The following is a 15,394-nucleotide window of genomic DNA, read 5'->3' on the forward strand; positions in this document are numbered from 1 at the left end:
AAAGAAAGCAACCCTATGCAAGCTTTGTCAAAGTTTGTTATAATAGGCTTTGAGGTATTTCTATGAATTTTGAAAAAATAATAAATTATTTTAGGCGACTAGGGCAGACTATTCGTACAAAGTTTGCTAGTTCTAGGTCTAAAAGAGGAGATAAATCTTTTAAAGAAAGGAAAGCTACGACTGGATCTAAGTGGAATCGTAAGCAAGCACGGAAGTCGCCTGAGGATGGGATGACACTCTTAGACATGGGTGATGTTTTCTTAAAAACTTTAAAGCTCTTGTCTGATTTCTTTTATGTGGTTATTATCGTTCTTACCTTATTCGGTGCAGGAATTGGTTTGGGTTATCTGGGGAGTCAAATTGAGTCTGTTCCGTCGATTAAGGACAAAACCTTGTTGAATCAGATTAGTGAGGTTAGTTTGGTATCTTCGATGAGATATTCCGATTCCAAGAAGATTGCGGATATTGATACTGACTTGCTGAGAACACCTATTGAGAGTGATGCGATTTCTAACAATGTCAAAAATGCCATCATTGCGACTGAGGATGAAAATTTTAAAAAGCATAAGGGTGTTGTACCAAAGGCAGTTTTTAGGGCTTTGGTGTCATCAGTTTTGGGGGTTGGCTCTTCAAGTGGTGGTTCGACGCTAACGCAGCAGTTAATCAAGCAACAGGTAACAGGCGATGCGCCAACCTTTAAACGTAAGGCAGCAGAGATTATCTATGCCTTACAATTGGAGCGTCGCGCTTCTAAAAATGAAATTTTAACCGATTATCTGAATGTTTCTCCTTTTGGACGTAACAACAAGGGGAAAAATATTGCTGGTATTGAGGAGGCTGCTCAAGGTATTTTTGGGGTATCTGCAGCGGATTTGACAGTTCCTCAGGCGGCTTATCTGGCAGGTTTGCCACAGAGCCCGATTGTCTACTCACCTTATACAGCTGACGGTCAATTAAAAAATGCAGAGGATCTTTCTTATGGCTTAGCACGTCAGCAAGATGTACTCTACAATCTTTATCGCGGTGGCTATCTAGATAAGTCGCAGTATGAAAGCTATAAGGATTATGATATCACTAAAGATTTCAAGGCTGGTGAGAAGTCTGATGCCGTAAGTCATGACTATTTGTACTATTCTGTCATGTCTGAGGCTCAGGATGTCATGTATGATTATCTAGTTAAACGTGACAAGGTATCGAGTCAAGATTTGAAAAATGATAAGACCAAGGAAAGCTATCGTGAGAGGGCCCTACAAGAGCTACAAACCGGTGGCTACAGCGTTAAGACAACTATTGATAATGCAGTTTATAATGCGATGCAAGATGCTGCGAGTCAATATGGTGGCCTCCTCGACCAAGGTGGAAATAGTGGAGTTGAAGTCGGAAATGTGCTCATGGATAATGCGACTGGAGCAATTCTAGGATTTGTTGGTGGTCGTAGTTACGAAAATAATCAAAATAATCATGCTTTTGATACGGCACGCTCCCCAGGCTCATCTATTAAGCCTATTATTGCTTATGGAATTGCTATTGATCAAGGTTTAATGGGTAGCTCAAGTATCCTTTCTAACTACCCAACTAATTTTACGGGTGGAACGCCTATTCTCCATGATGGTGATAAGGGTACAGCTATGATGAACCTACAAGAGGCACTCAATACCTCGTGGAATATTCCAGCCTTTTGGACATATCAAATGCTTCAACGTCATGATGTTGACGTTGAGGGTTACATGACCAAGATGGGTTATAAGATTGCTAACTACAATATCGAGAGTTTACCTCTTGGCGGGGGAATTGAAACCACGGTTGCCCAGCAAGTAAATGCCTATCAGATGCTTTCAAATGGTGGCGTCTATGAGAAGGGTCATATGATTGATAGTATTACTGACCGGACTGGCGAAGTTATCTATCAGCATAAATCTGAAGGGGTTCAAGTCTTTTCAAGAGCTACGGCTAGCATCATGGATAACCTGCTCAAGGAAGTTGTGGTTAAGGGAGCGACAACTCAATTTCATTCTGAATTGAAAAATGTCAATGGTGCAGCAGCCTCAGCTGACTGGATGGGTAAAACAGGAACGACAGATAACTTTGCAGATGCTTGGTTGATCGTCTCAACGCCTGGTATTACTCTTGGTGGTTGGGCTGGTTATGACAATAATACACCAACCAATTCTAAAACGGGTTACACCTACAATGCGCAATATATGGCTCGTTTAACTTCCGCCATCTACAATGCCAATCCAGGTATTTTTAAAACGGGAGATAAGTTTAATATCGATTCAAGTGCTATTAAGGCAAGTGTGCTCAAATCAACAGGCCTTAAACCAGCAACAGTGTCTGTCAATGGTCGTAATGTTTCTGTAAGTGGTGAAATGGTCGATACTTATTGGGCTAAAAATGGGCCTGGAGATACAACCTACAAATTTGCTATTGGTGGAACTGACAGTGACTATCAAAAAGCCTGGTCTAGCATTCTTGGAGGGCATTAGGAATTCCCAAGAAAACTTGCAAAAAAGCAAAAAATTAGGTATAATATAGACAACTATTTGTCGTCTTACTTGGTTGAAATATTGTCCAATCAAGAGATACAGCAGTTAAATCAACGTTTTTTCGGTCAGATTTAGCTGCTATTTTTGTGCTTATTTTTAGGATTTTCAAGTGTTGTAACTCATATTTAAAGGTTCTAAAAATTCAAATACTAAGAGTTTTGCTTATCCTTGATCAGATAAGTGGATGTTAGTGTTTAATCACTTGTTAATGGGACAAGCGACTGAACAAGGCAGAAGACAAATATTTAAAGTGCACGACTTGCAAAGCAGGTCTCGAATGTAGAAAAGGAGTAGAAGACTTGGCAGGACATGACGTTCAATACGGGAAACATCGTACCCGTCGTAGTTTTTCAAGAATCAAAGAAGTTCTTGATTTACCAAACTTGATTGAAATCCAAACGGATTCATTCAAAGAATTCTTGGATACTGGTCTTAAAGAGGTTTTTGAGGATGTACTTCCTATCTCAAACTTCACAGACACTATGGAATTGGAATTCGTTGGTTACGAATTGAAAGAGCCTAAGTATACACTTGAAGAAGCTCGTATCCACGATGCATCATACTCAGCACCTATCTTTGTGACTTTCCGTCTTATTAACAAAGAAACTGGTGAAATCAAAACTCAGGAAGTCTTCTTCGGAGATTTCCCTATTATGACTGAGATGGGTACTTTCATCATCAATGGTGGTGAACGTATTATCGTTTCTCAGTTGGTGCGCTCACCTGGTGTTTACTTTAACGATAAGGTTGATAAAAACGGTAAAGTGGGTTATGGATCAACAGTTATCCCTAACCGTGGGGCATGGCTTGAGCTTGAAACAGATTCAAAAGACATTGCCTACACTCGTATCGACCGTACACGTAAGATTCCATTCACAACGCTTGTGCGTGCGCTTGGATTCTCAGGTGATGACGAAATTGTTGATATCTTTGGTGATAGCGAGTTGGTTCGTAATACCATTGAAAAAGATATCCACAAAAACCCAGCAGATTCACGTACTGATGAAGCGCTTAAAGAAATTTATGAACGTCTTCGTCCAGGTGAACCAAAAACTGCCGACAGCTCACGTAGCTTGCTTGTAGCTCGTTTCTTTGATCCACGTCGTTATGACTTGGCTGCTGTTGGTCGTTACAAAGTCAATAAAAAACTTAACATCAAGACACGTCTTTTGGGACAAACAATTGCTGAAAACTTGGTAGATCCTGAAACAGGTGAAATCCTTGTTGAAGCTGGTACTGAAATGACACGTGATGTGATTGATTCAATCGCAGAATACTTGGATGGTGATTTGAACAAATTTGTATACACACCAAACGATTATGCGGTGGTTACAGAACCTGTTGTTCTTCAAAAATTCAAGGTTGTTGCACCAAATGATCCAGATCGTGTGGTTACAATTGTTGGTAATGCCAACCCAGATGACAAAGTTCGTGCTTTGACAACAGCGGATATCTTGGCTGAAATGAGTTACTTCCTCAACCTTGCTGAAGGTATCGGTAAAGTAGACGATATCGACCACCTTGGTAACCGTCGTATCCGTGCCGTTGGTGAATTGCTTGCTAACCAATTCCGTATTGGTTTGGCTCGTATGGAACGTAACGTACGTGAGCGTATGTCAGTTCAAGATAACGAAGTCTTGACACCACAACAAATCATCAATATTCGCCCTGTAACTGCTGCTGTTAAAGAATTCTTCGGTTCTTCACAGTTGTCACAGTTCATGGACCAACACAACCCATTGTCAGAGTTGTCACACAAACGTCGTTTGTCAGCCTTGGGACCTGGTGGTTTGACACGTGACCGTGCCGGATATGAAGTTCGTGACGTGCACTACACGCACTACGGTCGTATGTGTCCAATTGAAACACCTGAAGGACCTAACATCGGTTTGATCAATAACTTGTCTTCATATGGACACCTTAACAAGTACGGTTTCATTCAAACACCATATCGTAAGGTTGACCGTGCAACTGGTAAAGTAACCAACGAAGTGGTTTGGTTGACTGCTGATGAAGAAGATGAGTACACAGTTGCTCAGGCTAACTCTAAATTGAACGAAGATGGAACATTTGCAGAAGAAATCGTTATGGGTCGTCACCAAGGTAATAACCAAGAGTACCCATCACACCTTGTAGATTTTGTGGATGTTTCTCCTAAACAGGTAGTTGCCGTTGCGACAGCATGTATTCCTTTCTTGGAAAACGATGACTCTAACCGTGCCCTCATGGGTGCCAACATGCAACGTCAGGCTGTGCCTTTGATTGATCCTAAAGCACCTTATGTTGGTACTGGTATGGAATATCAAGCTGCCCACGATTCAGGAGCTGCAGTTATCGCCCAACACGATGGTAAAGTTGTCTACTCTGATGCTGATAAAGTTGAAGTTCGTCGTGAAGATGGTTCTCTTGATGTTTATACTATTCAAAAATTCCGTCGTTCAAACTCAGGTACTGCCTATAACCAACGTACTTTGGTTAAGGTTGGCGATATTGTTGAAAAAGGTGACTTTATCGCTGATGGTCCATCTATGGAAGGTGGAGAAATGGCCCTAGGTCAAAACCCTATCGTCGCATACATGACATGGGAAGGTTACAACTTCGAGGATGCCGTTATCATGAGTGAGCGTCTTGTGAAAGATGACGTTTATACATCTGTTCACTTGGAAGAATTCGAATCAGAAACACGCGATACAAAGCTTGGGCCTGAAGAAATCACACGTGAATTGCCAAACGTTGGTGAAGAAGCCCTCAAAGACCTTGACGAAATGGGTATTATCCGTATCGGTGCTGAGGTTAAAGAAGGTGACATTCTTGTTGGTAAGGTAACACCTAAGGGTGAAAAAGACCTTTCTGCTGAAGAACGTCTTCTCCACGCTATCTTTGGTGATAAATCTCGTGAAGTACGTGATACATCACTCCGTGTACCTCACGGTGGTGATGGTGTCGTTCGTGATGTTAAAATCTTCACACGTGCAAACGGTGACGAATTGCAATCAGGTGTTAACATGCTTGTTCGTGTTTACATCGCTCAAAAACGTAAGATCAAGGTCGGAGATAAGATGGCCGGTCGTCACGGTAACAAAGGGGTTGTTTCTCGTATTGTTCCGGTTGAAGACATGCCTTACCTTCCAGACGGTACACCAGTTGATATCATGTTGAACCCACTTGGGGTGCCATCACGTATGAACATCGGTCAGGTTATGGAACTTCACCTTGGTATGGCTGCACGTAACTTGGGTATCCACATCGCAACACCAGTCTTTGATGGAGCAAGCTCAGAAGACCTTTGGGATACTGTTCGTGAAGCAGGTATGGATAGTGATGCTAAGACAATCCTTTACGATGGACGTACAGGTGAACCATTTGATAACCGTGTGTCAGTTGGTGTCATGTACATGATCAAACTTCACCACATGGTTGATGATAAACTTCACGCTCGTTCAGTAGGTCCTTACTCACTTGTTACCCAACAACCTCTTGGTGGTAAAGCACAATTTGGTGGACAACGTTTCGGTGAGATGGAGGTTTGGGCCCTTGAAGCTTATGGTGCATCAAATATCCTTCAAGAAATCTTGACTTACAAGTCAGATGACGTTAACGGACGTTTGAAAGCCTATGAAGCTATCACTAAAGGTAAACCAATTCCAAAACCAGGTGTACCAGAATCATTCCGAGTACTTGTTAAAGAATTGCAATCACTTGGTCTTGATATGCGTGTCCTTGATGAGGATGACTACGAAGTTGAATTACGTGATCTTGATGAAGGTGAAGACGATGATGTCATGCACGTTGATGATCTTGAAAAAGCACGTATACAACAAGCCAAAGAAGCTGCTGAATTAGAAAAAGCTAAAGAAGAAGCTTCAGATAAAACAGAATAAAATAAGCTTTAGAGAGGGAGTTCACTCTCTCTGCTAAGGTAGCTGATAAAGGTGAGAATAGCGCTGCTATTGTCAATAGAACAAAAGAAAGGTAATACTAGTGGTTGACGTAAATCGATTTAAAAGTATGCAAATCACACTAGCTTCACCAACTAAGGTCCGTTCATGGTCTTATGGTGAAGTTAAGAAACCTGAAACAATCAACTACCGTACGCTCAAACCAGAACGCGAAGGTCTCTTCGACAAAGTGATTTTTGGTCCTACCAAAGACTGGGAATGTGCGTGTGGGAAATACAAACGTATCCGTTATAAAGGTATCGTTTGTGACCGCTGTGGTGTTGAAGTAACACGTGCTAAGGTTCGTCGTGAACGTATGGGTCACATCGAGTTGAAAGCACCAGTATCACACATCTGGTACTTCAAGGGAATCCCTTCTCGTATGGGATTGACTTTGGACATGAGTCCTCGTGCGCTTGAAGAAGTTATTTACTTCGCAGCTTATGTGGTTATTGATCCAAAGGAAACACCACTTGAACCAAAATCTCTCTTGACAGAACGTGAATATCGTGAAAAATTGCAAGAGTATGGACATGGTTCATTTGTCGCTAAAATGGGTGCAGAAGCTATCCAAGATCTCTTGAAACAAGTGGATTTGGAAGCTGAAATTGCTGAACTCAAAGAAGAGTTGAAGACAGCAACTGGTCAAAAACGTGTTAAGGCTGTTCGTCGTTTGGACGTTCTTGATGCCTTCTATAAGTCTGGTAACAAACCAGAATGGATGGTTCTTAACATTTTGCCAGTATTGCCACCAGACCTTCGTCCAATGGTTCAATTGGATGGTGGACGTTTTGCGGCATCAGACTTGAACGATCTTTATCGTCGTGTTATCAACCGTAACAACCGTTTGGCTCGTTTGCTTGAATTGAATGCTCCAGGTATCATCGTGCAAAACGAAAAACGTATGTTGCAAGAAGCGGTAGATGCCCTTATCGATAATGGACGTCGTGGTCGTCCAATTACTGGACCAGGTAGTCGTCCACTTAAATCTTTGAGCCACATGCTTAAAGGTAAACAAGGTCGTTTCCGTCAAAACTTGCTTGGTAAACGTGTTGACTTCTCTGGACGTTCCGTTATCGCCGTTGGTCCAACACTTAAAATGTACCAATGTGGTGTGCCACGTTTGATGGCCATCGAACTTTTCAAACCATTTGTGATGCGTGAAATCGTTGCGCGTGAATACGCAGGTAACGTGAAAGCCGCTAAACGTATGGTTGAACGTGGTGATGAACGTATTTGGGATATTCTTGAAGATGTTATCAAGGAACACCCAGTACTTCTTAACCGCGCACCTACCCTCCACCGTTTGGGTATCCAGGCCTTTGAACCTGTCTTGATTGATGGTAAGGCCCTTCGTCTTCACCCATTGGTATGTGAGGCCTACAATGCCGACTTTGACGGTGACCAAATGGCCATCCACGTTCCATTGTCTGAAGAAGCTCAAGCTGAAGCACGTTTGCTCCTTCTTGCGGCTGAACATATCCTTAACCCTAAAGACGGTAAACCGGTCGTAACGCCATCTCAGGATATGGTTCTTGGTAACTACTACTTGACTATGGAAGAAGAAGGCCGTGAGGGTGAAGGTATGGTCTTCAAGGATATTGATGAGGCAGTTATGGCTTATCGTAATGGTTATGTTCACTTGCATAGCCGTGTAGGTATTGCAGTAGACAGCATGCCTGATAAACCTTGGAAAGAAAACCAACTTCACAAGATTTTGGTTACAACTGTTGGTAAGATTCTCTTTAACTCAATCATCCCAGCAGAAATTCCATATCTTCAAGAAACAACAAATGAGAACTTGACAGATAGTACACCAGATAAATACTTCCTTGAACCAGGTCAAGATATCCAAACAGTTATTGATAGTTTGGAAATTAATGCACCATTCAAGAAGAAAAATCTTGGTAACATCATCGCTGAAACCTTCAAACGTCTTCGTACGACTGAAACATCAGCCTTCCTTGACCGTTTGAAAGACCTTGGTTACTACCACTCAACACTTGCTGGTTTGACAGTGGGTATCGCCGATATTCCAGTTATCGATAACAAACAAGAAATTATCGATGCTGCTCACCACCGTGTTGAAGAAATTAACAAGGCCTTCCGTCGTGGTTTGATGACAGATGATGACCGTTATGTTGCTGTTACAACAACATGGCGTGAAGCGAAAGAAGCACTTGAAAAACGTCTGATTGAAACACAAGATCCTAAGAACCCAATCGTTATGATGATGGACTCAGGAGCCCGTGGTAACATCTCTAACTTCTCTCAACTTGCTGGTATGCGTGGTTTGATGGCCGCTCCTAACGGACGTATCATGGAATTGCCTATCCTTTCAAACTTCCGTGAAGGTTTGAGCGTTTTGGAAATGTTCTTCTCTACTCACGGTGCGCGTAAAGGTATGACCGATACGGCCCTTAAGACAGCCGACTCAGGTTACCTTACTCGTCGTTTGGTTGATGTTGCCCAAGATGTTATCATCCGTGAAGACGACTGTGGAACAGACCGTGGTCTTCTCATCCGTGCGATTACTGATGGTAAAGAAGTTACGGAAACACTTGAAGAACGTCTTCAAGGTCGTTACACTAAGAAATCAGTTAAGAATCCTACAACAGGTGAAGTAATCGTAGGTCCAGATACTTTGATTACTGAAGACATGGCTGCTGCTATTGTCAATGCTGGTGTTGAAGAAGTAACTATCCGTTCAGTCTTTACATGTAACACACGTCACGGTGTCTGCCGTCACTGTTACGGTATCAACTTGGCAACAGGTGATGCGGTTGAAGTTGGTGAAGCAGTTGGTACTATCGCCGCTCAATCTATCGGGGAACCTGGTACACAGCTTACTATGCGTACCTTCCACACCGGTGGGGTAGCCTCAAACACCGATATCACACAGGGTCTTCCACGTATCCAGGAAATCTTTGAAGCACGTAACCCTAAAGGGGAAGCGGTTATCACTGAAGTTAAGGGTACTGTTATTGAAATCGAAGAAGATGCTGCAACACGTACTAAGAAAGTCTTCGTTCAAGGTAAGACTGGAATGGGTGAATACGTTGTTCCATTTACAGCTCGTATGAAAGTTGAAGTGGGTGACGAAGTACACCGTGGTGCGGCCTTGACAGAAGGTTCAATCCAACCTAAACGTCTCCTTGAAGTACGTGATACCTTGTCAGTTGAAACTTATCTTCTTGCAGAAGTACAAAAAGTTTACCGTAGCCAAGGGGTAGAAATCGGTGACAAACACGTCGAAGTAATGGTTCGTCAAATGCTTCGTAAAGTACGTGTTATGGATCCAGGTGATACAGATCTCCTTCCAGGTACACTTATGGACATTTCTGACTTCACAGATGCTAACAAGGATATTGTTATCTCTGGTGGTGTTCCTGCAACATCTCGTCCAGTCCTTCTTGGTATTACGAAAGCCTCACTTGAAACAAATTCATTCTTGTCAGCGGCTTCCTTCCAAGAAACAACACGTGTCCTTACAGATGCAGCTATCCGTGGTAAGAAAGACCATCTCCTTGGTCTTAAAGAAAATGTTATCATTGGTAAGACTATCCCTGCTGGTACAGGTATGGCCCGTTACCGTAACATTGAACCACTTTCAGTTAACGAAGTTGAAGTTATTGAAAATATTGCTGTTGATGAAGCAATTGTGGAATCATCTGAAGACTAAAACGAAAGCAAAAGAACTCACAATGAATTGTGGGTTCTTTTCGTATTTATATGACTAGAATCTCTTCTATTTTTGATAAATATAAAATATAAGACCATTTTTTTTATCTTTTCCAGAAAATTTTGTATAATAAGAACACCAAAGATGAAGTGAGAAAGAAAAATGTACCAAGTAGTTGAAATGAAAGGGGATTTGGAACCGTGGTGGTTCCTAGAAGGCTGGCAAGAGGATATCATCAGTACTAAGGAATTTGAAAATTTTTACGATGCCCTCAAGTACTATAAAAAACTTTGGTTTGCGATGGAAGAAACCTTGCCAAGTTATATCAGCCGTAGTAGTGTCATGACTGCTTTTTGGGATCAAGAGGATAAGCACTGGTGTGAGGAGTGTGACGAATACCTGCAGGTCTATCAATCGATTGCTCTTTTGGATGATTGGCAGGAAATTCCTGAGGAAAAATACCGTCCGGGATATGAAAAGCGAAATGACCTTCCAAATCATGCCCACTGTAAAATTAAACGTTAAATAATGCAGAAGCTCGAAATTATCGAGCTTTTTTTCATTTTCTTAAACTTTTTACGAATAGGTCTATGAGGAGGTCCTTATGGTAACAGAATTTGCTAAGGAAATGATCAAAAATGCTGATAGTTGTGGGGCTCAAGACATCTATGTCATTCCACGTCAGGATAATTACGAGCTCTATATGCGAGTTGGCCAGGAGAGGAGATTAATTGATGTATATCGGCCTGATTTCATGGCTAGTCTTATTGGTCACTTTAAATTTGTGGCGGGAATGATGGTGGGTGAGAAGCGTAGGAGTCAACTAGGTTCCTGTGACTATGATTGTGGTGATGGTCAAAGAGTTTCTCTGCGTTTGTCTACCGTTGGGGATTATCGTGGCTTAGAAAGTTTAGTTATTCGTGTTCTACATTCCGAACGTCGAGAATTAGTGTACTGGAATCAAGGAATCCAGCCTATTATGGATGCTTTGGATTATCGTGGCTTATATCTCTTTGCAGGTCCCGTTGGTTCTGGAAAGACTACGCTTATGCATGAGTTGGTTCAGGAGCGTTTTAAGGGGCAGCAGGTGATTTCGATTGAGGATCCTGTGGAAATTAAACAGGATAATGTTTTGCAACTTCAGGTGAATCAAGCAATTGACATGACCTATGATAATTTGATTAAGCTATCACTGCGTCACCGCCCGGATGTTTTGATTATTGGAGAAATTCGAGATAAGGAGACTGCTCGAGCGGTTATTAGAGCTAGTCTGACGGGAATGACTGTTCTTTCAACTATTCACGCAAAGAGTGTGTCAGGTGTTTATGAGCGTCTTCTGGACCTTGGTGTAGATAAGTCTGAGTTGGATAATGCCCTTCAAGGGATTGCCTACATGCGTCTGATTAAGGGAGGAGGTGTGATTGATTTTGCCAGTGAAAATTTCCAAAGCCACTCGTCAACCAGCTGGAACCAGCAGTTGGAAGGCTTGGTTAAACAAGGATATCTCACTGAAGGGGATATCCAAGGGGAAAAAATTAAAGATTAATCAGCAACTCAAGGTTATCCAGCTTTTCAAACAACTTTTAAAGGCAGGGTTTACCTTGACTGAAATCGTAGCCTTTTTGGAGCGAAGTCACTTGTTGAAAGAATCGTCCTTGTCTCTTATGAAAGCAAGTTTAATGCGAGGCGATAGGTTGGACCAGATGTTTGCAACAGTGGGCTTTTCGGACAATATTGTTACTCAGATTGCCCTTGCTGATAAGCACGGTAATCTTCTAGTAAGTCTAACCAAGATTGAAATCTATATGCTTCGCATGACCAAGGTTCGTAAGAAACTCATGGAGGTAGCGACCTACCCTATTCTACTTCTGGGTTTCCTGATTCTGATTATGTTGGGGCTCAAAAATTATCTTCTGCCTCAACTGTTAGAGGGGGATGGTAAGGAGAATTGGGCTGTACAGTTGGTTCAGATTTTTCCCCAGCTCTTTTTTGTGACTTTGTGCGGACTTCTTGTATTAAGCTTAATTCTCTATCTATGGGTCAAACGCCAGCCAGCCCTTGTCTTTTACCGACGAATGACAAAAATCCCTTTTATAGGCCAAACTGTCAGGCTATATACGACCGCCTATTATGCTAGGGAATGGGGAAATCTCTTAGGGCAAGGTATTGACTTGCTAGACTTAGTTGCTCTAATGAAAGAGCAAAAGTCCAAGCTTTTTCGTGAGCTGGGGGCTGATTTAGAAGAAGCCTTGATGCTAGGACAGAGTTTTCCTGACCGTATTGCTAGTCACCCTTTCTTCACTAAGGAACTATCCTTAATTATTGCTTATGGAGAGGCTAATGCTAGGTTGGGCTATGAGTTAGAAGTCTATGCTGAAGAGGTTTGGCAGACTTTCTTCAACCGTCTTAATAAGGCAACAACCTTTGTGCAACCCCTCATTTTTGTTATTGTTGCTGTCGTGATTGTAATGATCTATGCAGCTATGCTATTACCAATGTATCAAAATATGGAAGGAATGATGTCATGAAAATGATGTTGAAAAAATTGAATGCCGTTAAATTACGTGCTTTTACGCTGATTGAAATGCTGGTCGTGCTTCTCATTATCAGTATTCTCCTTTTGCTCTTTGTACCTAACTTGAGCAAGCAGAAGGATTCTGTTAAAGAGACTGGAAATGCGGCTGTGGTCAAGGTCGTGGATTCTCAAGCAGAACTTTATGAAATGAAGAATAACAAGACAGCTAGCTTAGCCGCTCTTGTTTCAGAAGGTCAAATCACGCAAAAACAGGCAGATTCATACAATGATTACTATGCGAAACATGGTGGCGAAAGCCGCTCAGTGGCCAATTAGAGCCTTTACCTTGTTGGAGAGTCTGGTGACTCTAGCAGTGGTTGCCTTTCTCACTCTGAGTTTGTCAGGCTCAGTCACAGGTATTTTTCAGCAGGTTGAGACTAATCTTTTTTATCTGCGCTTTGAGTACCTATACCGAGATAGTCAGCGCTTGGCAGCGGCGGAAGGGTCCAATGTTGAATTGCAGTTGTCCAAGGATAAAATCAGTAACGGAAAATCAAGTCTGGTGATTCCAAAAAATATACATCTGGATAAGGGGCAGACGCTAGTGTTTGATGCCAAAGGAGGCAACTCTAGCCTCACAAAGATTCGTTTTTCAAGTGATAAGGAGGTGGTGACCTATCAGCTTAACATGGGCAGCGGTAAATATAAAAAGACGGTCTCTTAGAGGCTATATTCTTATCGAAAGCTTGGTAGCAATGGCTGTCTTAGTACTCGTCAGTGGTCTTATCTTGGATCAGATCAATACCAATCGTAGGCTAATGGCTAGGAATCTCCACCAACAGGAGGTCTTGAGTGTGGCAACCATGGCAGTTCAGACCAAACAGGATCAGTTGACCTTAAATGGCATCACAGTGACAGTAAAACGTAGCAAGCAAGGTATCGCGGTTTATGAATCAGGAAAGGAGATTATTCATGTCTCTCAATAGCAAGGTTCGTGCTTTTACCCTCTTGGAATGTCTAGTGGCCTTGTTGGTGATTGCTGGTTCAGTTCAAGTTTATCAAGGTCTGACCACAGTATTGGTGAGCAATGTTAAGCAGGTCAAGCAACAAGAAAGCCAAGACTGGCTTCTATTTGTTCAACAAATGGAAGCAGAATTAGAAGGTTGTCAGTTGGTAAAGGTAGAGGGGAACAAACTCTATGTCAAGCAGGATAATCAAGACCTGGCTTTTGGACTTTCAAGTGCTACTGATTTTCGAAAAACAAATGCTGACGGTCGAGGCTACCAACCAATGCTTTTTAATGTAAAAGCTAGTACAATTAGCCAAAATAACCAGATAGTCACCATCCAAGTGACTCTTAAAAATGGGCTACAAAGGAGTTTTGTTTATGCTTTTGAAAAAACAGGTTAGGGGAGGCGTTCTTCTTTACGCTCTTTTTATGGCTGGCATTTTCACACTTCTTCTGCATGTTTATCTGGAGCGGGTGGTTGCTAGCTCTAGACAGAACCAAGCGCAAATGATTTCCAGTCAAAGTCGTCTCATGGCAGAGATGACCATGGACTTGGCGGACAAGGAAGCAGGTGCTTTTAGTTTCTCTCAGGGAACTACGACTTATGAGGTTAAGGACAAACAAGTGATTGTTAGAGTTGCCAGTAAAGGCCAAATCAAGACCTATCGTTATGTGAAGAAGCAGGAGCAGAAATAGAAATTCTCTTTCCTTTTTGATATGATAGAAGGATGGAGGAAATCATGAATTTTGAAGCAATTGAGACAGCCTTTGAGCTGTTGTTAGAAAATGTCCAAACCATTGAAAATGATCTTGGAACCCATGCTTACGATGCGCTTATTGAGCAAAATTCTTATTATTTGGGGGCTGAGGTAGCTAATGAAGTCATTATCAAAAACAACGAGAAATTACGTGCTCTTGATCTAAGTAAAGAGGAGTGGCGTCGTGCTTTTCAGTTCTTGTTTATCAAGCTAGGGCAATTGGAAGCCTTACAAGCCAATCACCAATTTACACCTGATGCTATTGGATTTATCATTCTTTATCTACTTGAAGGTTTGACCAAGGACGACCAATTAGATGTTTTGGAGATTGGTTCGGGGACAGGAAACTTGGCTGAAACTCTTCTAAATAATAGTCAGAAAAACCTTAATTATATGGGAATGGAAGTTGACGATCTCCTTATCGATTTGTCAGCTAGTATTGCTGATGTGGTGAATTCGAGTGCAGTTTACATCCAAGAAGATGCTGTTCGACCACATATTCTCAAAGAGAGTGATGTTATTATCAGTGACCTACCTGTTGGTTACTACCCTAATGACGAAATTGCGAGTCGTTTCAAGGTTGCAGCAACCGGTGAACACACCTATGCCCATCACCTTCTCATGGAGCAATCACTCAAGTACCTGAAGAAAGATGGTATTGCTATTCTTTTGGCACCAACTAATCTTTTGACAAGCCCACAAAGTGATTTGCTTAAGAAATGGCTATCAGGCTATGCTGATATTATTGCCGTTATCACTCTTCCAGAATCCGCTTTTGGTAATAAACAGAACATGAAATCTATCTTTGTGCTTAAAAAACAAACTGAAAATGCTCCTGAGACCTTTGTTTATCCGCTTAGTGATTTGCAAAATCCAGAAATTCTCAAGGATTTCACAGAGAATTTCCAAAAATGGAAATCAGATAATTCCATTTTCTAGCAAAACA

The 15,394-nt window shown here is 41.8% G+C and carries 12 protein-coding genes; all 12 read left to right on the forward strand.

The window, feature by feature from the left end; genetic code table 11:
• Positions 1–62: 62 nt before the first annotated feature.
• Positions 63–2,486: a penicillin-binding protein PBP1B gene (pbp1b, locus tag LG375_RS07805; protein WP_070437472.1), complete on the forward strand. Its 2,424-nt coding sequence runs from the start codon at positions 63–65 to the stop codon at positions 2,484–2,486.
• Between the two features lie 359 nt (positions 2,487–2,845).
• Complete coding sequence (gene rpoB, locus LG375_RS07810) at positions 2,846–6,427, forward strand: DNA-directed RNA polymerase subunit beta (protein ID WP_080611678.1); 3,582 nt, start codon at positions 2,846–2,848, stop codon at positions 6,425–6,427.
• A gap of 100 nt (positions 6,428–6,527) precedes the next feature.
• Positions 6,528–10,166 (forward strand): DNA-directed RNA polymerase subunit beta', encoded by a 3,639-nt coding sequence (rpoC, locus tag LG375_RS07815; RefSeq protein WP_225745580.1) that lies wholly within the window; start codon positions 6,528–6,530, stop codon positions 10,164–10,166.
• Between the two features lie 162 nt (positions 10,167–10,328).
• Entirely contained in the window at positions 10,329–10,691 is a 363-nt protein-coding gene (locus tag LG375_RS07820) for a DUF1033 family protein (RefSeq protein ID WP_002887019.1), read from the forward strand.
• A 79-nt stretch (positions 10,692–10,770) separates the two neighbouring features.
• Positions 10,771–11,712 (forward strand): competence type IV pilus ATPase ComGA, encoded by a 942-nt coding sequence (gene comGA / locus LG375_RS07825; protein WP_225745581.1) that lies wholly within the window; start codon positions 10,771–10,773, stop codon positions 11,710–11,712.
• The gene (gene comGB / locus LG375_RS07830; RefSeq protein ID WP_225745699.1) at positions 11,594–12,694 is read left to right on the forward strand and encodes a competence type IV pilus assembly protein ComGB; all 1,101 of its coding nucleotides are present in this window, start codon (positions 11,594–11,596) and stop codon (positions 12,692–12,694) included. The genes comGA and comGB overlap by 119 nt, the downstream gene beginning before the upstream one ends.
• An 8-nt stretch (positions 12,695–12,702) precedes the next feature.
• A complete protein-coding gene (gene comGC / locus LG375_RS07835) occupies positions 12,703–13,017 on the forward strand; it encodes a competence type IV pilus major pilin ComGC (protein ID WP_037611125.1) in 315 nt (104 codons plus the stop codon).
• The gene (gene comGD / locus LG375_RS07840) at positions 12,977–13,405 is read left to right on the forward strand and encodes a competence type IV pilus minor pilin ComGD (protein ID WP_014632541.1); all 429 of its coding nucleotides are present in this window, start codon (positions 12,977–12,979) and stop codon (positions 13,403–13,405) included. Before comGC ends, comGD begins: the two co-directional genes overlap by 41 nt.
• 31 nt (positions 13,406–13,436) lie before the next feature.
• Complete coding sequence (gene comGE, locus LG375_RS07845) at positions 13,437–13,667, forward strand: competence type IV pilus minor pilin ComGE (protein WP_013991265.1); 231 nt, start codon at positions 13,437–13,439, stop codon at positions 13,665–13,667.
• The gene (gene comGF, locus LG375_RS07850; protein WP_002887014.1) at positions 13,654–14,091 is read left to right on the forward strand and encodes a competence type IV pilus minor pilin ComGF; all 438 of its coding nucleotides are present in this window, start codon (positions 13,654–13,656) and stop codon (positions 14,089–14,091) included. Before comGE ends, comGF begins: the two co-directional genes overlap by 14 nt.
• Positions 14,069–14,386, forward strand: coding sequence for a competence type IV pilus minor pilin ComGG (gene comGG / locus LG375_RS07855; RefSeq protein WP_021144683.1), 318 nt, complete (start codon positions 14,069–14,071; stop codon positions 14,384–14,386). The genes comGF and comGG overlap by 23 nt, the downstream gene beginning before the upstream one ends.
• Positions 14,387–14,430: 44 nt before the next feature.
• Positions 14,431–15,387, forward strand: a complete 957-nt coding sequence (locus LG375_RS07860; protein WP_225745583.1) for a class I SAM-dependent methyltransferase — start codon at positions 14,431–14,433, stop codon at positions 15,385–15,387.
• Positions 15,388–15,394: the final 7 nt, after the last annotated feature.

Source organism: Streptococcus sp. Marseille-Q3604 (assembly GCF_916619785.1).
Lineage (GTDB): Bacteria > Bacillota > Bacilli > Lactobacillales > Streptococcaceae > Streptococcus.